The following is a 20,939-nucleotide window of genomic DNA, read 5'->3' as shown; positions in this document are numbered from 1 at the left end:
TTTAAACTAATACATTTTCGGTTAATACAGGAATAGCATCGACCACATGGCGTTGGATCGCAAGCTCCTGTGGTGAAAATCCAAGAGCAAGACCGATTAATTGTGGCAGATGAAGTACAGGCATTGTAATATCTTTAGAGAAACCTTTTTGTGCATCTGGCTGATAAGCATCTAGTTGCATCTGGCATAATGGGCATGGAGTAATTAAACAATCAGCACCAGAAGCTTTTGGTGACAAACAGTTCATTCCTGTTAAGTTCATTACCTCTTTTTCTGCTGGAAAGACAGCATGAAATCCGCAGCATGCTAGACGTTGGTCAAACTTTACACTTTCAGCGCCAAGTACTTCAGCAATCATTTCCATTGATTGAGGGTTCATGTGATTTTCGAAACCCATAATTTTCGGTGGCATTAAGATATGACAGCCATAAAAATTTGCTACCTTCAAGCCTGTTAGCGGACGCTTTACTTTTTCCTTCAAGCGGTCAAGGCCGTAATCTTCAATTAACGCCCACAGCAGATGGGTTACTTCGACGTTGCCTTTATATTGCATACCAGTACTTCTTAAGCTTTCGTTCACCCTAGTACGCAGCTTTTTATTTTTATCAAGCTTAGCCTTTGCAGTACGAAGCATTAGTGTACATGTATTACAAACCGTGATAATTTTCGAAACACCCAGTTTCTCTCCTAAAGCAATATTACGAGCATTGATGGAGGTGGCTAAAAAATCATCTATATCTTGAATATGGCTTGCTCCACAGCATGTCCAACCTTTTAGCTCAATTAATTCAATTCCTAAGGCCTCTGCAACCTTCATTGTCGAAATCATGAGTTCCTCTGCAGCTGATTCTAATGTACATCCTGGGAAAAAAGCGTATCTCATGAGTGTTTGACCTCCTCGGCATATTTGTAAATTTCCTTTACGCCTTTAATACCTTCAATAGCTTTAGGCATATGAAATGGATTGATTTTTCCTTTTTTGATCATACGCAGGGCAAAAGGAATTTTAGTTGTGGCTGTTTTTAACAATCCGTCCGTCTTAATTGGGAGCATTGTTTCATTTAAACGACCTTTATTCCGAACGTCATCATAGAAGGCAAAAGCATGTTTTGCACCTTGATTATTGACTTCGCCCATTTTGATGGATTCCTGTCTCAAATAGGCAATCTCGTCTGTTAATGGTATTCCTTTCGGACAGCTTGATATACATTGCATACAGTGTATGCATTTCCAAAGCTCATTTTCATATACTGGGCGAATATGCTCTTCTGGAGCACAATCTCTTGAATCCACGGAAAAACGATAGGCTCGATTTAAAATGAATGGGTCTAAATAAGTACCGTCATTAACAGCTAATTGGTTACATTCCGATGTACATACCCCACAAAGAATACAGTCTGTTGGAGAGGATATTTCGTGAAAATCATCTTCACTTTGGATAAATCCTCTTTCGACACTGCCTTTGTTTGACGGAATTAACCAAGGTTTCACCTGCTTCATTTTTTCCATCTTTGGCTCCCAAGCAATGGCGAGATCTTTTATAACCTCAAAATTGCTTAATGGTTCAAATACAAGATAGTCGGATTTGAAGGTTTCTAATACTTCATCAAGTGATGTTTTACAAGCCAAAAATGACTTTCCATTGACTTTAATTGCACAGCTGCCACAAATCGCGTGGCGACAAGCTGATGTAAAAACAAGCGTTGGATCTAATTGTTCACGTATTGCTGTTAAGGCCCACAGAATCGTTTTGCCTTTTTCGTATTGTAATTGATAGTCTTGATACCATTCTCTTTTCCCGTCGAATCGTTTGATTTTATAATGTATCGTTCTCATTAGTATTTACGCTCCTCCGGTTGATATTTCGTAATGGTGACCGGGCTATATTCTAGGCGATAATATTCTCCTTCGTTATAAATCAGCGTATGCTTTAAGAAATTTTCATCATCCCTAGTTGGATAATCTCCTCTCGAATGAGAACCGCGGCTCTCTTTTCGATTGATTGCCCCCAATGTTACTGCTTTTGCGAGCTTTAACAGGTTGCTGATTTCAACATAGTTTATGAATGCCATATTGTAGGATTCGGAGGAATCACCAATAAAAGCATCCTTGAATTGCTCAAGCAGGTCTTCAATCGTGTAGTAAGCTTGTTTCATTTCGTCTTCTGTACGGAAAATTCCTACATTGTACCACATTGTTTCAGCCATCTTGTCACGAATTTCAAACATATTGATTCCTGTTTTTTTCTTACGGATTAAATCGAATTTTTCAGTCCACTTTATTTTCTCTAGCTCCAGTTTCGCTGTCGAAGTAAATGATCGTTTTTTTGCTGATTGCTGCGCACCTTGTCCAGCATATTTTCCAAATAATACGACGTCGGCAACTGAATTGCCACCCAATCGATTAGCACCGTGAATGGAAACTGCACAGCATTCACCAGCTGCATGAATTCCTTCGATAGGTGTAGCGCAAGTTTTGTGATCTACTATATGGATACCGCCCATCATGTAGTGGCAGCTAGGTCGTATTGGCACAGGTTCTTTAACGAGGTCGACACCTTCAAAGTCCATTGCTAATTCACGAACTTGCGGCAGACGTTCCATAATTTTTTCCTCGCCTAAGTGCCGTAAATCCATTAATACGTAAGAACCCATCCCATCACCAAAGCCTCGACCCTCTTTAATTTCTGTTTCAATCGAACGTGAAACGAGATCACGCGGACCGAGCTCCATTTTATCTGGTGCGTAGCGTGCCATAAATCGTTCGCCGTCTTTATTGATTAAATATCCGCCTTCACCTCGACATGCTTCAGATAAAAGAACGCCTGTAGAAGCAAGACCAGTTGGATGGAATTGAACAAATTCTGGATCCTTTAATGGAATCCCAATGTCGAAGCATGCTGCTGTTCCATCTCCTGTCATATTAATCGCATTCGTTGTTCTGCTCCAGTACACACGGCCATAGCCGCCTGTTGCAATAACTACTGCCTTAGCTTGGATAGCATGAACTTTGGCTGTACGGATATCCATTGCAACTAACCCTTCAAAATGACCGTTATCAACTGCTAGAGATAGTAAATACCAGTCATTGTGAAAGCGAACATTATTCTTTAAACATTGTTCATATAAAGCGTGGAGAATGACATGCCCTGTTTTATCTGCGGAATAACAGGTTCTTGGACTTGATGCACCGCCGAAAGGACGTTGTGCAACCTTTCCATTTTTATCGCGAGAGAACGGAACCCCCATATAATCAAGCTCAGATATAAGTTCCGGCATATGAGTGGTGAAAAACTCGACAGCATCTTGATCTGCAAGGAAATCGCTGCCCTTTACTGTATCTCTAAAATGCTTTTCAGCAGAATCGCTATTATCACGATAACCCATAGCTGCATTGATTCCGCCTTGAGCTGCACCTGTATGGGAACGGGTGGGGAATATTTTACTAAGGACTGCTACTTTTAAGCTTGGATCTTTACTGGCATAAAGAGCTGCCATCATTCCAGCTCCACCAGCACCAACTACAACAACATCATATTTGAACATGAAGAATGCCTCCATATCTATAAAACTTTTTAAAAAAGCACTGTATACTAACAAAGCCTTTGGCTATGTTAAACTTCCCTGTTGATTTCCGCTGTAAGCACACACCTGCAGCGAAAATCAACAACAAAATAGCATTATCAACACTGAGCTTTAACATAGCCAAAACTTATAAAAATTTTCAGAGATTGCTATTTCATATTAATTAATAGAAACGGGGAGGAGGCAGGTGAACCTCACCCCGTTATACTCTTTTTACTAGAGTAGCTTGAGTGATTGAAAATAATAGATTGTCCTCTAGTTACTTCATCTCAATAATATTTATTTAATCAGTTAAACTAAAACTGCTTCTTTCGCTTTTTCTTTCGTCTTCAGCAATTCTTTTCCAGAAATGCCCGGATGAGTCATTTCGAATGGATTTAGAATTGTATCTAACTCTATTTCTGTTAATACTCCTCTTTCAAGTACGATGTCTCTCACTGCTCTTTTTTCCATTATGGCTTCTTTAGCAATAGATGCAGCAGTCTCATAACCAACGTGCGGATTAATAGCTGTAATGATACCCACACTATTATTCACGTAAGCTTCCATCTGATTAATATTTGCTGTAATCCCGCTTAAACAATATTCACGGAAGACATGAAAGACATTTTTCATGATCTTAATTGATTGTAATAAGTTGAATACAATTACAGGCTCCATAACGTTTAGGTCAAATTGACCAGCTTCAGTCGCCATACTTATTGTTGTATCATTCCCTATTACTTGGAAGGCACTTTGATTCAACACTTCAGCCATAACAGGATTTACTTTACCAGGCATAATAGATGATCCTGGCTGACGAGCTGGCAGATTAATTTCCCCTAGTCCGCAGCGAGGGCCGGAAGCCATCAGTCTTAAATCATTTGCTATTTTTGACATGTTTAACATGCATATTCTTAAAGCGGAAGACACTTCTATATAGCAATCTGTATTTTGGGTTCCGTCTACCAGGTCTTCTACTCCAGTAATAGGGAGGTCGCTATAGTATGCTATTTTTCGTACTACTTTCTCTATATAATTCGGATCAGCGTTTAAACCAGTTCCAACTGCTGTTGCCCCCATATTTATTGCATATAAGTTTTCTTTTGATGCTTGAATGCGTTTAATATCTCTTTTTAGGACTTGGGCATACGCTGCAAATTCCTGCCCTAGGCGAATAGGTACAGCATCTTGTAGATGTGTGCGTCCCATTTTGATAAAACCGTCGAATTCTTGAGCTTTATGTAAGAATTCTTCATGCAGCCCGTCCATTACCTCAAGAAGTCCCTCTAAAGATGCCAATGTAGAAAGATGAATAGCAGTCGGGAAAGCATCGTTAGTTGATTGAGCCATATTCACATGAGAGTTAGGGCTAATAATGCTATATGAGCCTTTATTCTCTCCTGATATTTCCAAAGCACGGTTTGCAATGACTTCATTTGCGTTCATATTAATGGAAGTGCCGGCACCTCCCTGAATCGGGTCGACAATAAACTGATCTGATAACTTCCCTTCTATAACTTCGTCAGCCGCTTTTACAATAGCTTCAGCAATTTCACCATTCAACTGTCCAATTTCCGCATTTGCAAGGGCTGAACATTTTTTTACGATTCCCATCGCTTTAATCAGTGCCTCATCAATTCGGTATCCAGTGATCGGGAAGTTTTCAATTGCTCTCAATGTTTGAATTCCATAGTATGCATTTGCAGGAACTTGCTTTTCACCTAAAAAGTCTTTCTCAATACGAAATTGATCTGTGTTTATCACAATAATCATCTCCACTGTTTTTTGCCGATTTTATGGCTTATTTAAATTGATGCAAATGTATAATTTATTGAACATGTACTGCTAGCTTCTCTCAACGCCTTGTTTCATTTGGATAAAGAGTCCATGTGTTTTCTCATAAAACAATCATGCTTAGTAGAATTCCAATACCAACAGCTAAAACAGTCGCGACTAATCCAGGTACCATGAAGCTGTGATTCAAAATATATTTACCGATTCTTGTCGTGCCTGTTCGGTCAAAGTTAATGGCAGCAACGACTGTAGGATAGTTAGGGATAAAAAAGTATCCATTCACTGCAGGGAACATTGCAATTAATAAAGCTGGATTTATCCCTAATGAAATTCCAAGTGGCATTAGTGTCCGTACTGTTGCTGCTTGGCTATAAAGCAAGATAGATAAAGCGAATAATGCTATAGCGAAAAGCCATGGTGCTTGAGTAACAAGGCTAGAAATAGAGCCAGAAATTATTTCAATATTACCGTTAAAAAAGGTATCACCCATCCATGCTATACCAAAAATAGCCACGACTGCAGTTGCTCCCGCTTTGAAAATGCTGCCCGAAACAATTTCTTCAATATTCGGTTTGCAAAAAATAATAACTAAAGCTGCGATCGTTAGCATAATGATCTCAATCGATGCAGGCATTGACATCCGTGTGAACACGCCATCAATCGTCCAGCCTGGACGTAACTTTTCAAATGACCCTAATAATACGACTAGTAAAGTTCCTAATAGGAAAAGTACAACAGATAATTTTGACTCTTTTGTAGCTATATACTCTTTTTTATCTTTCTTAATTGGTGCTAGCCCTTGTTCAAGGCGTCTCAAATATTCTGGGTCTTCATTTAGCTCTTTCCCTATTTTGCTAGAAACAAATGCCGCAATCATACATGCGATAAACGTAGAAGGGATACAAATCATCAAAATATCAATTAAATCAATTTTGAAATCAGCTAATAGTGCAACCAGTGCTACAGTTGCTGCTGAAATTGGGCTTGCCGTTATCGCCTGCTGTGAAGCAATAACAGCAATCGACATTGGTCTTTCAGGTCTTACCCCTGACTCACGTGCTACTTCCGCAATAACAGGAAGAACAGAATAAGCAACATGGCCGGTACCTGCACAAAGCGTGAATAAATAAGTAACGATTGGAGCAACAAAGGTAATACGCTTTGGATTTTTACGAAGAGACTTTTCAGCAAGATAAACTAAATATTCCATCCCACCAGCTGCTTGGAGCGCGCCAGCTGCAGTGATAACGGCTAAAATCATCAGCATTACATCAATAGGTGCAGTTGTAGGCTGTAGGCCAAATATGAATACTAAAATGGCAAGGCCTACGCCTCCCATTACTCCAAGACCAACACCACCAAGTCGTGCACCAATAAAAATACACGCCAGTAAAATTAGGAATTGAATCCAAAATGTCATTTTGATTTCCTCCAATTTAATAGAACTCATTGCAGGTTTGCTCTTTTTATAAAAATTGATGAACATTTATAAAAATTACTGTTATTTATAAGTCACCACCCTTTATAATTAAATTTGTGAAATACTGAACATAAACGTATAATGCAAATCGCATACAGCATTCTTAGTAACGTTTATGTTGAATTCATCATAAATTGTGCCCTACTGAAATCTACTGAATCTAACTATCTTATTTTTTTATTTTTTATTAAAAAGTTTTCTTCTATACAAAAATTTGTCATATTTACATCCGGTAAAAAAGAATGAATCCATTACAATAAGGGTGACTACAACACTATTTTTCCTAGAAGGAAGAAAATAAGATGAAGGACAAACTACTTACTTATTTATTGCTGATATTTGCTGTGTCATTAGGTGGAGAGTTGAAATTTTACCCAGTTGAAGCTGATATCCGAGTTAGTCTTGGAACTCCATTTTTTTGCTTTTTTCTATTGATATTTAAAAAAATCAATTCGATTATCGCTGGTTTATCAGTCGGGATTTCAGTGGTTTTCTTTCGTATGCTGCTGTTAACATTTCATGGAACAGGAGATATATGGGGGGAATCATTCACTCACATTTTTCCGGTGTTTTTTTACTATGTTGGGTACGGGTTGTTTTTTCAACTGTTCAATGTAAGAAAATATTACACTCAACCGCTTCTTATAGGTTTATTTGGAATCGTAAATGAAATTATCGCAAGTATTATTGAAATATCCTTCAGAGTTATCTTTTCAAATGCGCCATTTACATTTTCAACCTTTGCTACGATCAGTGTGATTGCGTTTATTCGCAGCTTTTTTGTTTTAGGTTTTATTAATCTTTTTATCTTACGGGAAGCGAAGATAGCAGAAGGAATACAAAGAAAAAGGAACGAAGAGATGCTGTTGCTAGTCTCGAATCTTTTTGTTGAAATGGTGCAAGTAAAGAAATCGATGAAAAATGCAGAGAATATTACACAATCCTGCTATTTTCTATATCGGGGACTAAAAAAAGGAGGCTGTCAATCGCATGCGAAAACGGCATTGAGAATTGCGGGTGAGGTTCATGAAATCAAGAAAGATCATCAAAGGATTTATGCTGGCTTATCTAAACTTAAAGTAAAAGAAAATTTGACTGATTTAATGAGATTAGAAGAAATTATCGAGGTAGTTGTTGAGTGTAATAAAAAGTATGCTCAAAAGCTTGGAAAATCGATTGAGATTTTAGTAGATATTCAAGGAGGACACGGTAAATATCACACCTTTATGGTGCTCTCTGTTATTAACAATCTCGTAACTAATTCTGTTGAAGCTATTAAAGATACAGGATCCATCTTAATTTTGATAGAGAGGGTAAATGACAATATCAAAATTCAAGTCAGTGACAACGGTCCCGGTATACCGTTAAAATGCAGGGATTTAATTTTTGAGCCAGGATATACAACAAAATATGATTCTAGCGGAAAATCATCCAATGGAATTGGGCTGTCTCATGTTAAGGAAGTTATCGAGAATCTAGGTGGAGAGATACGATTAAGTACAGATAAATTACTTAGTAATACAACTTTCATTATTCAACTGCCAATAATGAATATTAATCAGAGCGGGTGACAAAATGAAATTTTTTATTGCAGACGACTCATATTCTATTCGTGCCATGCTATCTGAAATTATTGAAGAAGAAGAGTTGGGGACTGTCAAAGGTGAAGCAGAAGATGGAATTGAGATAAGCAGTGAACTTCTTTCTGTCAAAGAAATTGATATTTTGCTTATCGATTTATTAATGCCTGAGCGAGACGGCATCGAAACGATTCGTGAACTTGGTCCTCTATTTAAAGGGAAAACGATTATGATTTCTCAGGTAGATGCGAAAGAAATGGTTGCAGAGGCATATTCACTTGGAATTGAATATTACATAACAAAGCCAATTAATAAATGTGAAGTGGTTACTGTAATTAAAAAAGTCACGGAACATTATTTAAGGGAGAAATCGATTATTAATATCCAAGATTCACTAAAATCATTGGCAGGCTTTCAAACAGAGGGTATGGTCCACAAAGAACAGGAGGATCCAGCTATGCTGGTTGTTTCTTCTGGAAAATCTATATTATTGGATTTAGGAATCGTTGGGGATTGTGGATATCGGGATTTGTTAGCCATTATTAAGTATTTGTATTCATTAGAAAAGCATAAAGATGGTACTCCATTTCCACCATTAAAAACATTGTTTGAAAAGGTTGCAGAAAATCTTTTGGAGATAGAAAATGATGAAAGTTCTCTAAAGCGGGAAATGAAGGCCTGTGAGCAACGGGTCAGGAGAATCATTCACCGTGCCTTAGAGCATGTCGCTTCATTAGGATTGACTGATTACACAAACCCTAAATTTGAATTATATGCTTCAACATTCTTTGATTATTCCGTTATACGGAAGAAGATGCTTGAGATTGAAGGTAAGTCTAACGGTAACATGATGCCGCTAAGAGTTAACATCAAAAAATTTATTGAAGTATTATATATGGAAGCAATAGAATTATCTGATGGAAAAAATTAATGCAAATGCGAAAAGGATTTGTTTCAAATATCCTTGAAACGAATCCCTTTTCTACATCAGAAGTTATTTCTTTATGAGCCTCTTTTCATCGGCTTCATATCAACACAAGATTTTTAATTAGTAAAAATAGAGACTTACATAAAAATTTAAAAAGCTACCTAATAGTAAGGTAGCTGGTAGTATTATGTTCAATATTTATTTAGGTACAAAAAAGTAGTATATATCAGGTGAAATTTGCAAGAATGTCCAAACCAAAGGAGCTTCAAAAACCATCCCCATGCCAATCCGTTTTCTGGCGGGATTTTTAGCTGCTAATAACCAGACCCCTGCTCCTATGAAGAAACCGACGTAAATCATTGGTTCAAATAGTACTTTTACGATTTCGTAAACTACTTCTCCCCAAGGCAATGTAATGTCTACTACATCTCGTATAGTTGCATCTGTGTTTTCTGGAAGATTCTTAGACCCTATAAAATAAATAATAATCACCGGTAAATATAGAGCAAGCAACATTCCTACTGAACCACCAATTGAGAATAAATAAGCTTTTCTACGTTTGTATGGATTTTTAAAAGCAAACAAGAAGAAGAATAACGATATTAAAAATATTAACCCAAATAGCGGGACAAACAATAATTAAAAGAGTCGAATTCCATTTCCAATTAGTTCATCAGCAATCATATGTTATCACCTACTATTCTCAATCTTATTTATGATTTCCCAAACCGATGAGTCAATATAGTAGTATTCTGAGATATCATGAAAATCAGTGTCTCCATGAGGCAAATGTTCCATTTTTTCTTTTTTAACTTTTATATTGACCCTTACAGGTGACTGCCTATCTTCATAGAATAGATCACAAATCACTCTGATGCTGTCTTTCTCAAACACCATCATCCCTTTAAGTACTTTAACTGTAGTCAACTTGCCGTCTCTTGTGAGACGAGATAAAATATCCTGTACTAACTTTTCTTTGTCCTTTTCTTTTCTGTTGAACAAATCATCTTGAATTTGCTCTTGAGAAAATGCTCCAGGGTAACTATTCACATCATTTTGTAAAGCTATTGAAAATAGATATTCAACAGCAGATTCTGGTTTAGAATATTTTTCTTTTAAATATTCTTCAAGTTCCTTCTCCGGTTCCTTTCCATCCTGCATTGCCGCCTCTTTTTCTTTTTTTCCAGTTTCAATGAGTTCAACATTGCTTTTTTCAAATTTGGATACTTTCGAGAGAACAGTGGTTTTTATGATTAAATAGGTTGTAACCACAAGCAATATAACAATTACAGTTACTATAATTTTTCTCTTCATTCTTCACACTCTTTTCATCAAGGGCTAGGCGGAGCAATATAGAGCAATGGGTTTACACTATTACTAGGTTGATACTTATAAAATGGTCTATGAATTTCAAAGTGTAAATGCTGACCAATTTTTTCTTTGATCCAAGTTTCAAGAAAAATCCTACTGCCAGTGAATATTCTGAACTAAGGAAATTTTTCATAATGCAAAAAGCGGTAATAAAGGATTTACAAAATAAAAGTAAACAATTAGTGGAAATTAATAAAAATTATGAAACAAAAATAATGATTCATGTAAGGCATAATGATAATGCAAACAGATTGCTCGATTCATTCAATTATTATGTAAATAGGAATGAGAATTTTGTAGACAAGCTTTTACGTGATACTCTCACGGAATGTGTAACAGTTTTACAGAAAGATCTAAATGATAAGTCTATATCCTTGTTTGAGGTAAAAGAGAACCAATTAGTGATAAGGGAATATTCACGAATCAGTGCATTATCAGCTGCGACACGAACTTTTAAAAAGGGTGAGGGATTTGCCGGCAGCGATGGAGAATATGAGAATTAAAATGAACCGAATCGTTGCCCAATCGGTCGATTCCACCACGATTATGAAAGAACTGGACCAAAAGCTTCAAACGATTAATGACATTACGACATTCATTTAGGATATTGCAGAGCAAACAAATTTACTGTCCCTTAATGCAGCGATTGAAGCAGCAAGAGCAGGTGAACAAGGCAAAGGGTTTGCAGTAGTGGCACAGGAAGTCAAAAAGCTTGCTGAGCAAAGCAGTGATTCTGTAGGAAAAATCTCAGCGTTAATTACAGAAATACAAAGGGATTCTTCTGAAGCCTTTAAAAATATTGATCTTGGAAAGGAATCAGCAGTCCAAGGTGCAGAAATGGTGAAGAATACAGCGAACAGTTATGATAATATGATTCAATTTATCGAACACCTAACAAAAGATATTGATGAAATTGCAGGAGTAAGTGCCACCCTTTCATATAGCAGTCAATCGATTTCTACCTCGGTTGATAGTGTTATTGCTATCTCTGAGCATACTTCTGCAGGAGTTCAGGAAGTAACAAATATGACGAAAGAACAGCAGCAATCTGTTCATGAGTTAAAGTCTATCTCCGAGAATCTACATAAGCTAAGCTTTGAATTAAGAAAATTGATTAAGCATTTTAAAACATCTATATAAGAAAAAATATATGTAGAGAAGGAGCAAGCAAAATTGCTCTTTCTTTTATTCATTTATTCTACTATTAGTAAGTGCTAAAATAAGAAAAATGAGGTTAAAAGTGGTAGAATGACTTGATGGCTTTTGAAGGAGTGAACACAATGGTGATTTCAGTAAAGCATAAAAAGATTCTACCCTATTTACAGCTTTTATTATTTGTTATCATTATTGTCATTGTTCAATTTAAACAGTTCACTATCGCTTTTACCCTCTTACTTGCATGTATTCTTTACTTAGCAATTTTTGCAAAACAAAAACGTGTGTTTTTATGGGGGTTAGCAGCCTATAGCATCGGCTACTTATTTTATCTTTTTGGGGACCGCTTCATTGACAGTCTCCCCTACCATGTAAACATCTTAATGGTTCTTAGTCGGTGTTTACTTTTATTCCCTATTGTAATCATGTTTTATGTTGCAAGGAAGTTTGGTGAAAAATCAGTTCTGTACTGGTCAAGGCCTGATTGGCAAGCAAAAATTACTTTTCCCTTTATTTGGGATGGTTTTCACTCCATTTCTATTAAGGGATTCTTGCTCATTGCAATAAGTATAAATATTGCTATTTTCACTCCCTTTATATTAAAAACTAATCCTAGTATGAGCCTTCATCTCCTCCTTTTCTTACTATTTTTTTCAATAATAAATGGACTATTGGAAGAGATATTATGGAGAGGAATCATACTTACTAGCATGGTCAATCTTGCTGGTGAAAAAGCCGCCTTGCTTTTTTCGGGAATAGCCTTTGGTCTATCACATTTAATACTGGGCTACTCCATTCTAACTTGCTTTGGTTTTGCAATTGGCGGTTTCTTCTATGCGGGCATAACGATTCGTTCAGGAAGTCTTTTTCCCGCGGTGATCTGGCATATTGTATTTAATTGCCTGATGATCCTGAGCGGGCTGATTCCGTTTATTGAATAAGGGTATATTAGAATGCAATGATTTATTTTTCATTCAAGGACAGAAAATAAACTAAAGTTGCTTAAAGGAGGATGTTTCAATTGAAAATAATAATTAATGACCAAGCTGCTAACTGGTATAAAGAGGAAATGGAGCTGAATGCAGGCGCTTACGTTCGTTTTTTTGCCCGATATGGCGGTCACAGCACTGTACAGCAAGGTTTTTCGTTAGGCATTTCAAATGAAGAGCCACTTGATGCTGGCACATCAACAACAAAAGATGGCATTACCTATTATATTGAGCAAAAAGATCTGTGGTATTTCGATAACCATAATCTCTTTGTTGAATTTAATGAAAAAGCTAAAGAGCCTGAATTTAAATACGAAAAATAACAAAAAAAGAGTTACAGACATGTTCTGCTAACTCTTTTTTCCTTCCCAAATATGATCTTCAAGCCCTTCTGCTTCTAATATCTTCGCTTGATGTTCCCCAATTAAATCAAAATGGGAATAGCCATCTTTCCGCTTATGTATCCATTCGGGCCGTAATTGATGCTTCATGCCCCATTCAATAAGGCGGTTCATATCGCTGCAGCCAACTTTAGTCACTGTTTTATATCCAGGAAAGCGGTCATCCAGCCAATAATGTGTTATAAAGGCTAATTCTCCTTGATCAATCTTAGTTTTCCAATCTCTTATGTCTTTCTTTTTTAAACCAAATGCCAAAGCCTGCACCACCAATCATATAAAAAAGAGAGATAAGGAGCGATAACTTCCAAAGTACTTACGCTCCACAACATTAATTTGCTTCTACTGGTTGTTTCTTTGCTTTTTCATACGCTTCATGCCATTCAGGATATTTTTTTCTAATCGAAAGCGGTCGGAAGGAATCCTTTTTCACACATACATGTTTAGTAAGACCAGTAACAGCTAAATCTCCATCTTCATTAAAAATTTCATACCCATAATTGACGCGTAAGCCATCATACTCATCAATCCATGTTTTCACAATCGCCTTTTGCCCATAAAGGAGCGGTTTTTTATAGGATGCTTGGATATCCATTACAGGTGATAGAATTCCATCCTTCTCTAATTCGGCATAATTAAAGCCTAAATCCTTAATAAGCTGAGTGCGTCCTAACTCCATCCAGATTAGATAATTAGCATGATAAACAACACCCATTTGATCAGTCTCCGCATATCTGACTTCAATTTCCCTCGTTGAAACAAACATTCTTATTCCCCTTTTCTCATTCTAAAAATTGCAGTTTCAAAATCTGCTTTTTCTAGGTGATCCACTTTTTCCAATCGATTATTTACCTTGTCTTCTGTCATTAATCTTAGCGCCTGTGTCTGAATGGCTTCATCCGTTACATTCGTTGCGAACCTACCATTCCCATTTATTGTTATTTTACCTAATACATCTTTTAGATAAGTCAGTGCATCTGAAGTTAAATGATATTGATAATGTGATGCATAGTTAATGATAATTTGAAGCAATTCTTCATTAGAATAATCATTAAATTGGAAAAACTTCTTAAATCTCGATTTTAACCCTGGATTACTTTTAAGTAATTCATCCATTTCCTTAGGATATCCAGCCAAAATGACAACTAAATTTTCATTATGCTTCGTCATTTCATCAACTAGCGTATTAACTACTTCCTTACCAAAATCCCCTTGCGAAGCAGACAGCAACGAATACGCCTCATCAATAAAAAGAACACCGCCAAGTGCTTCTCGAATCATCTTTTTTGTTTTTATAGCTGTTTGTCCGACATAGCCAGCAACAAAATCCGCTCTGCTAGTAACGACTAAATGGCCTCTTTTCAGCACTCCGCATTCCTTCAAGAGCTCCGCAAAAATTTTTGCAACTGTTGTCTTACCTGTTCCAGGGTTGCCTGTAAACACTGAATGAAGCTGGATCGGAACGACTGGCAATCCTTTTTCTCGCCTAATTTTCTGCATTTTCACAAAAGAGATCAGGATCTTTACTTCATTTTTTATTAATTCAAGTCCAATTAGTTGATCTAATTGTTCCCTTGGGTTCATTTCCTTTTCGGACTCAATTTCTTCAAAATCCTCTTTTTCAAGCAGCGTATACGTCAAAATATGCTTGTCCATTGAAGATTGTGAACCCTTTTTAAAAATTGCAGCTAAGACTAAATCCTGAACTGTCCGTGCATTGCCAAACGTATCATCCACCCGTTCCTTTTCAATTCTTTTTTCAAGCTCCAGCTTTGCATCATCTGTCATTACATAATCATTCTCTATTGCAAGTTTCTCAGCAATCCCGATGAGTTCGACGTTCGAATAGTCCGGAAGCTGGATATGGTTTGATTGTGGAAAGCGGCTTCTTAAACCAGGATTGGCATCTAAAAACTGTCTCATCTCATCTGGATAACCAGCCAATATTACTGCAAATTTCCCGCCATATTCTGGTCCAGTCATCAATGAAACGAGCGTATCAATTGCTGTTTGTCCAAAATCGTTTCCGGATTGCCCATCTCTTTTGAGACTGTATGCTTCATCAATAAACAGGACTCCACCGCGTGCTTTTTCCACCATTGTGCGTACATTTTCTTCTGTTTGACCAACAAATGACCCAACAAGCTGTGAGCGGTCTGCTTCAACCACTTCTTCGCGCGGCAGAACTCCGAGCTCGTGAAAAATTTTAGCCAATAAACGAGCAATGGTCGTTTTCCCCGTCCCTGGATTCCCAGTTAAGACCATGTTTAAGCTCATTTCATCCTTTACTTGAAATCCAAGTATCTTTCGTTCTTTTTGATAGGTAAGGAAGCGATAGTAATCATTTACTCTCTTTTTTACATGGTCAAGTCCAATCATTCCCTCTAACTCTTCAAGAGGATTCGTTTCTGATTCTGTCTCCTCTTTTTCGTCAACAAATACCTCAGCCCACTCTTTTTTTAAACCTTCAATCCGATCTAAGTGCTTCTTCATATCACTATAATAGGTCGAAGTATAGAATACACCCGCTATCGATTGGTCATATTCTTCTGATGCCTTCAAGAGCAAGGCTGTCTCTTCAATGATCTCCTCCAATAGAAGAATCATTTTCTCATGTGTTTGCTGCAAGCCGAGATCCTTTCTTTTTTGGGCATTTTCCTTCCCTCTTTGTAATTGATCTCTTTCTGCATCTGCATGATCAAGAAATTGTTGGCAAATATTCAAAAATTGCTCTGATGTTTTTTTCTTCGCTTGCCTGTTATCTGTTTCTCTCAATGGCGGAAATACGAGTGCACTAAGGGCTTCTTCCTTCTTTTTCCATTCGAATTGTCCCAACAATTCTGCTGCTCTTTCATTATTAGCATTTAATTGATATGCCTTCTTAAGCCAAGCCGAGCTTAATGAATCCTGCTTTAATTGATTTATTCTCGATAGTGATGCGATTGTTAATAATTCAGAAGCCAGCTGATGATCTACATTTTCATCTAATGATTTGATCACAGATAGTAATTCCGCTTCATTCTTTATGTACTTATTTTGATTTAATTCCTGTTCCCATCGCTGCCATTTTTCGATGATTGATTGCTGCTGTCTTTTCTTTTCCACGTCTCTCACTTCTTCTTTTCAATTTCCAATTCTATCATATCATATTTCACTTTATCTCTAATAAGAAAAGACCTGTTCATCCTCGAACAGGCCATAAAATATTATGATTGTCTATACCCATTTTGACGTGCCTGGGACTCATCTTGTATTTCAGAACGCATAGCATCAATGCTTTCCTTTCTGCGCTCGTTTTTTGCCTCTACTCTAGCTCGATCCTCAGCATTTGAAAATTCTAATGTTTCCTCAGCTTCATTTATATTTTCAATTGTATTTTGAACCATCGTTTGTAATTTTTCGACATTGTCACTGCGATCATCTGGTTTTGGTTTATTATTAAACTCCATGCTCCTAGTCCTCCTAAAATTGTTGTAGTAATACGAATTTAGTTTGTGAATTAAGAGTAAAATTATCAACGGAAAAAAGTGGTTGATTTTATAAGAAAAGCACAACTATTCGAAAAAGGTTTACTTTCTTCTTCCATAGAAAAACCACCGTAAATTAAAACGGTGGCAATAGGATTTGTATCGTTATTCACCTTTGGTTTGAATTACTTGAGGCACTCCGCCAGTATTACTTTGCATTTTCTTTCCATTATTTCCACCATAGCCTCTTGGTTGTGTACCAATATGGTTTGGATTAAATTTCCTTGCATCTCTTTTAGGATTTCCCATAAAAATATCCCTCCTCATTTAAAGTATGGTCATTTGAGGAGGGAGTTATTGCTTGTAAATAATGTTATTCAGCTTTCGTTAATCGCTTTTGTTCTAATCGTGCTTCAATTCTTTCCATAGCAGCTTGATCTTTTAAAATTTGTCGTTTATTTTCTAAAACAAGATCGGCGAATGAACGTTTTCTAGGTTTTCTCATTAGTTATTTCACCTTCCTTTAATCCTATATTAACAGTTATTATTCACAAAAAGCGTTGTAATTATTACAACTTTTTGAAAATTTATTTGTTTTATGAAAAATATAAAAAACATCAGCGAATGCTGATGCATAAAAAGCTTATAAATCTGAATATTCTTTCATCATCTCCATTGTCATTGCACTTAAATGCTTATGTCGAATGATTCCTTCCTCATCGATAAAATACGTAGTTGGAATTGTCAGTATTTTGTACATCGAACTTACTTTGTCTTTCTCATCTAGTAGGATAGGAAAATGAGCATCCATTTTCTTTGCAAAACCTGCAACATCAGCTTCTGTATCAATATTTACTGCAAGAATGACTACATCATCTTTCGCTAGTTCATAGAATTTTTGCATATCCGGTATTTCTTTTTTACAAGGGGGACACCATGTTGCCCAAAAATTCAACATGATCTTTTGCCCTTTGAATTCAGAAAGACTGACTGTTTCACCTGCTAAATTCTTTAATTCAAAGTCTGGTGCTTTTAACCCAACCTCTAGACCAGGGAGATTATTTGTCTGAATCGATTTAACTTCTTGCTCTTGCATTGTATTCTTTTCCATTGCCTGGACAATTGCGACAGTCATTAAGCCGCATAAAAAAACGATAGCAATTACTTTTTTTATCATGCTATTCCACACCTTTTTTAACCTTATAAAGTTATTGTAACCCAGACACAAAAAAAAAATAAGATGTTTTCCTATGTATTTAACAAGGTAAATGTGACAATTCTTCAAATAAAAAAGCATGCAATTTCATTTCTGAAATCACATGCCTTCATTACAATTTAGTTAGCTAGCTTCTCACGAAGAACCATTTGCAGGATTCCTCCATGACGGTAGTAATCAATTTCAACTTCTGAATCGAAACGAACAAGCACTTCAAATGATTTCTTGTTTCCATCTTCATCAGTTGCCGTTACTTGTACGAGATCACGAGGTCTCACATTTTCATCGACTTGAACATCAATTGTTTCTTTACCTGTTAAGCCTAAAGTTTCAGCACTTTCACCATCCTTGAATTGAAGTGGAAGAACACCCATTAATACAAGGTTTGAACGGTGAATACGCTCATAGCTTTCAGCAATTACAGTCTTGATGCCTAATAGGTTTGTACCTTTTGCAGCCCAGTCACGTGAAGATCCCATTCCATAATCCTTACCAGCAAGAACAACAAGACCCGTACCATCTTCTTTGTACTTCATACAAGCATCATAGATTGAAGTTACTTCCCCAGTTGGCCAGTAAGTTGTGAAGCCACCTTCTGTACCTGGTGCAATTTGATTACGAATACGAATGTTTGCGAAAGTTCCGCGCATCATCACTTCATGGTTTCCACGACGAGATCCATAAGAGTTAAAGTCACGAACCTCAACACCATTTTCACGTAAATATTTTCCAGCAGGTGTATCTTTACCAATTGCACCAGCAGGAGAAATATGGTCAGTTGTTACAGAATCACCGAATTTACCAACAACACGCAAACCATTTAAAGGTTTTACTTCGTCTGGATCAGGCTTTAAGCCTTCAAAGAACGGTGGGTTCTGGATATAAGTTGATGTTTCATCAAATGTATATAGCGGTTCATTGCTTGTTTGGATTTTGTTCCAAAGGGCATTATCGCCAAATACATTTTCGTATTCTGAACGGAATAAATCAGGTGTAACTGTCCGTTTCACTACTTCATTGATTTCAGCAGATGTTGGCCAAATATCCTTAAAGAACACATCTTTACCATCTTTGTCTTTACCGATTGCTTCAATTTGAAGATCGATATCAACTGTTCCTGCAAGTGCATAAGCAACCACAAGAGGCGGTGATGCCAAGTAGTTCGCTTTAACAAGCGGGTGAATACGTCCTTCAAAGTTACGGTTACCTGAAAGAACGGATGTAACTAGAAGATCGCTTTCTGCAACCGCCTTTTCAATCTCCTCTTTTAATGGACCAGAGTTACCGATACATGTCGTACAGCCATATCCAACAAGGTTAAATCCTAATTGATCAAGGTATGGAAGTAATCCAGAATCACGCAAGTATCCAGTTACTACCTTTGATCCAGGTGCTAAGGATGTTTTTACAAACTTTGGCACTTCCATGCCAAGTTCAACAGCTTTTTTCGCAACTAAGCCTGCCCCAACTAATACATATGGATTAGAAGTGTTCGTACAGCTTGTAATCGCAGCGATTGCAACGGCACCTGTTTTCATTTGTGTTGTTTCACCATTGTTGAATTTTACTGTTACTTCTTTATTAATTTCCTTCTCATCTAAACCAAATCCTTGGTTTCCTTGAGGAGCTGTAATCGCTTGATTGAATTCTTTCTTCATTGCTGAAAGTGGAATTAAATCTTGAGGGCGCTTTGGTCCAGATAGATTTGCTTCAATTTCAGCCAGATTGATTTCAACAACATTTGTATATACAGGCTCTAATGACGGATCGAAGAATAATCCGTTTTCTTTGCTGTATGTTTCAACCACTTTAATTTGTTCTTCCGAACGTCCAGTTAAGCGCATATATTCAAGTGCTTCCGCATCAACCGGGAAGAACCCACATGTAGCACCATATTCTGGAGCCATGTTTGCAATAGTTGCACGATCAGCAAGTGGCAGCGCTGGCACACCAGGACCGTAGAACTCAACAAATTTACCAACAACACCATGAGCACGAAGCACTTGTGTTACTTTTAACGCAAGGTCAGTAGCTGTTGTACCATCTGGAAGCTCTCCAGTAAGTTTAACCCCTACAACCTCAGGAACTGGGAAATATGAAGGCTGTCCAAGCATACCTGCTTCTGCTTCGATTCCACCTACACCCCATCCAAGTACACCAATCCCATTGATCATTGTTGTATGAGAATCTGTCCCAACTAGTGTATCTGGGAATGCTTCAAATTCGCCATCTTCGTTTTCAAGTGCATGAACGACATTTGCTAAATACTCCAAGTTAACTTGGTGAACGATTCCTGTTGCAGGCGGAACAGCACGATAATTATCGAATGCTTTTTGTGCCCAGCTTAAGAATTGGTAACGTTCAGCGTTACGTTCAAATTCAAGCTCCATATTTAAATCCAATGCTTCTGCTGTACCAAATTTATCTACTTGCACAGAGTGGTCGATAACAAGGTCAACTGGCTTTAGCGGGTTGATTTTGTCTGGATCTCCACCCATATCTGCCATTGCTTTACGTAAAGATGCTAAGTCAACTACTGCAGGAACACCAGTAAAGTCCTGTAGGATAACACGTGAAGGCTTGAATGGCACATCCACTTCCTTCACTTCACTTGTTCCCCATTTTGCCAGGTTTTCAACATGTTCTTTCGTAATCACACGTCCGTCATATTGGCGTAATACAGATTCTAGTAATACTTTAATAGAATATGGTAATTTTGAAACATTTCCTACTCCAGCCTCTTCAAGAGCGCTTAAATGGTAATAGTTATAACGCTTCCCGTCTAATTCAAAAGACTTACGGGCATTAAATACATCATTTTTTGCCATGGGTGTATCCCCCTTTTACAATTTTACAATTAATTAAATATAGGAAGTTGTCGAAAAGTTGGAATTTTCATCTATCCTAACTTTTCTCACAATTCTTATCTTAATACAACCTTCTTTATATGTAAATAACAAGAAAGTTATTGGTTTCAATAAGTATTACTTATGTT

The 20,939-nt window shown here is 37.1% G+C and carries 20 protein-coding genes and 1 pseudogene; 6 read left to right on the top strand and 15 right to left on the bottom strand.

The window, feature by feature from the left end:
- Position 1 precedes the first annotated feature (1 nt).
- The 5 genes from AN957_RS13050 to AN957_RS13030 form a co-directional block, all read right to left on the bottom strand.
- Positions 2–883: a CoB--CoM heterodisulfide reductase iron-sulfur subunit B family protein gene (locus tag AN957_RS13050; protein ID WP_053475929.1), complete on the bottom strand. Its 882-nt coding sequence runs from the start codon at positions 881–883 to the stop codon at positions 2–4.
- Positions 880–1,836, bottom strand: coding sequence for a succinate dehydrogenase/fumarate reductase iron-sulfur subunit (locus tag AN957_RS13045; RefSeq protein ID WP_053475928.1), 957 nt, complete (start codon positions 1,834–1,836; stop codon positions 880–882). Before AN957_RS13045 ends, AN957_RS13050 begins: the two co-directional genes overlap by 4 nt.
- Positions 1,836–3,545, bottom strand: a complete 1,710-nt coding sequence (locus tag AN957_RS13040) for an FAD-dependent oxidoreductase (protein WP_053475927.1) — start codon at positions 3,543–3,545, stop codon at positions 1,836–1,838. The genes AN957_RS13045 and AN957_RS13040 overlap by 1 nt, the downstream gene beginning before the upstream one ends.
- 330 nt (positions 3,546–3,875) lie before the next feature.
- Complete coding sequence (aspA, locus tag AN957_RS13035; RefSeq protein WP_053475926.1) at positions 3,876–5,339, bottom strand: aspartate ammonia-lyase; 1,464 nt, start codon at positions 5,337–5,339, stop codon at positions 3,876–3,878.
- Between the two features lie 124 nt (positions 5,340–5,463).
- Positions 5,464–6,780, bottom strand: coding sequence for an anaerobic C4-dicarboxylate transporter family protein (locus AN957_RS13030; protein WP_053475925.1), 1,317 nt, complete (start codon positions 6,778–6,780; stop codon positions 5,464–5,466).
- Positions 6,781–7,142: 362 nt separating this feature from the next.
- Between AN957_RS13030 and AN957_RS13025 the strand changes: the two genes are divergently transcribed.
- Positions 7,143–8,411 (top strand): ATP-binding protein, encoded by a 1,269-nt coding sequence (locus AN957_RS13025; RefSeq protein ID WP_053475924.1) that lies wholly within the window; start codon positions 7,143–7,145, stop codon positions 8,409–8,411.
- A 4-nt stretch (positions 8,412–8,415) separates the two neighbouring features.
- Complete coding sequence (locus AN957_RS13020) at positions 8,416–9,351, top strand: response regulator (protein WP_056684508.1); 936 nt, start codon at positions 8,416–8,418, stop codon at positions 9,349–9,351.
- Between the two features lie 195 nt (positions 9,352–9,546).
- Here the strand turns inward: AN957_RS13020 and AN957_RS13015 are convergent, their stop codons facing one another.
- On the bottom strand, positions 9,547–9,864 hold the full coding sequence (locus tag AN957_RS13015) for a hypothetical protein (RefSeq protein WP_053475922.1): 318 nt from the start codon (positions 9,862–9,864) through the stop codon (positions 9,547–9,549).
- Between the two features lie 174 nt (positions 9,865–10,038).
- Complete coding sequence (locus tag AN957_RS13010; RefSeq protein ID WP_053475921.1) at positions 10,039–10,662, bottom strand: hypothetical protein; 624 nt, start codon at positions 10,660–10,662, stop codon at positions 10,039–10,041.
- Positions 10,663–10,853: 191 nt separating this feature from the next.
- Here AN957_RS13010 and AN957_RS13005 point away from each other — a divergent pair, with 191 nt between their 5' ends.
- From AN957_RS13005 to AN957_RS12990, 4 genes and pseudogenes are all read left to right on the top strand, one after another.
- Positions 10,854–11,222 carry a hypothetical protein gene (locus tag AN957_RS13005; RefSeq protein WP_053475920.1) on the top strand — a complete coding sequence of 123 codons (369 nt, stop codon included), beginning with the start codon at positions 10,854–10,856 and terminating at the stop codon, positions 11,220–11,222.
- 94 nt (positions 11,223–11,316) lie between these two features.
- Positions 11,317–11,859: pseudogene (locus AN957_RS13000) on the top strand (methyl-accepting chemotaxis protein); the annotation flags it as partial.
- Positions 11,860–11,999: 140 nt separating this feature from the next.
- Positions 12,000–12,815, top strand: coding sequence for a CPBP family intramembrane glutamic endopeptidase (locus AN957_RS27750; RefSeq protein ID WP_075209143.1), 816 nt, complete (start codon positions 12,000–12,002; stop codon positions 12,813–12,815).
- A gap of 80 nt (positions 12,816–12,895) precedes the next feature.
- Positions 12,896–13,186 carry a HesB/YadR/YfhF family protein gene (locus AN957_RS12990; RefSeq protein ID WP_053475918.1) on the top strand — a complete coding sequence of 97 codons (291 nt, stop codon included), beginning with the start codon at positions 12,896–12,898 and terminating at the stop codon, positions 13,184–13,186.
- A 27-nt stretch (positions 13,187–13,213) separates the two neighbouring features.
- On the opposite strand, the gene AN957_RS12985 is transcribed toward AN957_RS12990, so the two are convergent.
- The 8 genes from AN957_RS12985 to acnA all read right to left on the bottom strand — a co-directional run bounded on the left by AN957_RS12985 (position 13,214) and on the right by acnA (position 20,772).
- Positions 13,214–13,519 (bottom strand): hypothetical protein, encoded by a 306-nt coding sequence (locus tag AN957_RS12985; RefSeq protein ID WP_053475917.1) that lies wholly within the window; start codon positions 13,517–13,519, stop codon positions 13,214–13,216.
- 73 nt (positions 13,520–13,592) lie between these two features.
- Positions 13,593–14,027, bottom strand: coding sequence for an acyl-CoA thioesterase (locus tag AN957_RS12980; protein ID WP_053475916.1), 435 nt, complete (start codon positions 14,025–14,027; stop codon positions 13,593–13,595).
- Positions 14,028–14,029: 2 nt separating this feature from the next.
- Positions 14,030–16,366 carry an AAA family ATPase gene (locus AN957_RS12975; protein WP_053475915.1) on the bottom strand — a complete coding sequence of 779 codons (2,337 nt, stop codon included), beginning with the start codon at positions 16,364–16,366 and terminating at the stop codon, positions 14,030–14,032.
- Between the two features lie 101 nt (positions 16,367–16,467).
- Positions 16,468–16,710: a small acid-soluble spore protein Tlp gene (tlp, locus tag AN957_RS12970; protein ID WP_053475914.1), complete on the bottom strand. Its 243-nt coding sequence runs from the start codon at positions 16,708–16,710 to the stop codon at positions 16,468–16,470.
- Positions 16,711–16,893: 183 nt separating this feature from the next.
- Complete coding sequence (locus AN957_RS12965; RefSeq protein ID WP_053475913.1) at positions 16,894–17,037, bottom strand: acid-soluble spore protein N; 144 nt, start codon at positions 17,035–17,037, stop codon at positions 16,894–16,896.
- A 64-nt stretch (positions 17,038–17,101) separates the two neighbouring features.
- Positions 17,102–17,233: an FbpB family small basic protein gene (locus AN957_RS12960; RefSeq protein ID WP_053475912.1), complete on the bottom strand. Its 132-nt coding sequence runs from the start codon at positions 17,231–17,233 to the stop codon at positions 17,102–17,104.
- Positions 17,234–17,371: 138 nt separating this feature from the next.
- Positions 17,372–17,905, bottom strand: coding sequence for a peroxiredoxin family protein (locus tag AN957_RS12955; protein WP_053475911.1), 534 nt, complete (start codon positions 17,903–17,905; stop codon positions 17,372–17,374).
- A gap of 158 nt (positions 17,906–18,063) precedes the next feature.
- Positions 18,064–20,772: an aconitate hydratase AcnA gene (acnA, locus tag AN957_RS12950; RefSeq protein WP_053475910.1), complete on the bottom strand. Its 2,709-nt coding sequence runs from the start codon at positions 20,770–20,772 to the stop codon at positions 18,064–18,066.
- Positions 20,773–20,939 lie beyond the last annotated feature (167 nt).

Origin of the sequence: Cytobacillus solani, assembly GCF_001420595.1 — a bacterium.
Lineage (GTDB): Bacteria > Bacillota > Bacilli > Bacillales > Cytobacillaceae > Cytobacillus > Cytobacillus solani.
Note: the sequence above shows the minus strand (reverse complement) of the source record. Positions and strands in the feature narration are given on the sequence as shown.

Bases quoted from the DNA above. Each gene is read 5' to 3' on its own strand.
- AN957_RS13050 (WP_053475929.1), bottom strand. From the start codon at position 883: ATGAGATACGCTTTTTTCCCAGGATGTACATTAGAATCAGCTGCAGAG.
- AN957_RS13045 (WP_053475928.1), bottom strand. From the start codon at position 1,836: ATGAGAACGATACATTATAAAATCAAACGATTCGACGGGAAAAGAGAA.
- AN957_RS13040 (WP_053475927.1), bottom strand. From the start codon at position 3,545: ATGTTCAAATATGATGTTGTTGTAGTTGGTGCTGGTGGAGCTGGAATG.
- aspA (WP_053475926.1), bottom strand. From the start codon at position 5,339: ATGATTATTGTGATAAACACAGATCAATTTCGTATTGAGAAAGACTTT.
- AN957_RS13030 (WP_053475925.1), bottom strand. From the start codon at position 6,780: ATGACATTTTGGATTCAATTCCTAATTTTACTGGCGTGTATTTTTATT.
- AN957_RS13025 (WP_053475924.1), top strand. From the start codon at position 7,143: ATGAAGGACAAACTACTTACTTATTTATTGCTGATATTTGCTGTGTCA.
- AN957_RS13020 (WP_056684508.1), top strand. From the start codon at position 8,416: ATGAAATTTTTTATTGCAGACGACTCATATTCTATTCGTGCCATGCTA.
- AN957_RS13015 (WP_053475922.1), bottom strand. From the start codon at position 9,864: ATGTTGCTTGCTCTATATTTACCGGTGATTATTATTTATTTTATAGGG.
- AN957_RS13010 (WP_053475921.1), bottom strand. From the start codon at position 10,662: ATGAAGAGAAAAATTATAGTAACTGTAATTGTTATATTGCTTGTGGTT.
- AN957_RS13005 (WP_053475920.1), top strand. From the start codon at position 10,854: ATGCAAAAAGCGGTAATAAAGGATTTACAAAATAAAAGTAAACAATTA.
- AN957_RS27750 (WP_075209143.1), top strand. From the start codon at position 12,000: ATGGTGATTTCAGTAAAGCATAAAAAGATTCTACCCTATTTACAGCTT.
- AN957_RS12980 (WP_053475916.1), bottom strand. From the start codon at position 14,027: ATGTTTGTTTCAACGAGGGAAATTGAAGTCAGATATGCGGAGACTGAT.
- tlp (WP_053475914.1), bottom strand. From the start codon at position 16,710: ATGGAGTTTAATAATAAACCAAAACCAGATGATCGCAGTGACAATGTC.
- AN957_RS12965 (WP_053475913.1), bottom strand. From the start codon at position 17,037: ATGGGAAATCCTAAAAGAGATGCAAGGAAATTTAATCCAAACCATATT.
- AN957_RS12960 (WP_053475912.1), bottom strand. From the start codon at position 17,233: ATGAGAAAACCTAGAAAACGTTCATTCGCCGATCTTGTTTTAGAAAAT.
- AN957_RS12955 (WP_053475911.1), bottom strand. From the start codon at position 17,905: ATGATAAAAAAAGTAATTGCTATCGTTTTTTTATGCGGCTTAATGACT.
- acnA (WP_053475910.1), bottom strand. From the start codon at position 20,772: ATGGCAAAAAATGATGTATTTAATGCCCGTAAGTCTTTTGAATTAGAC.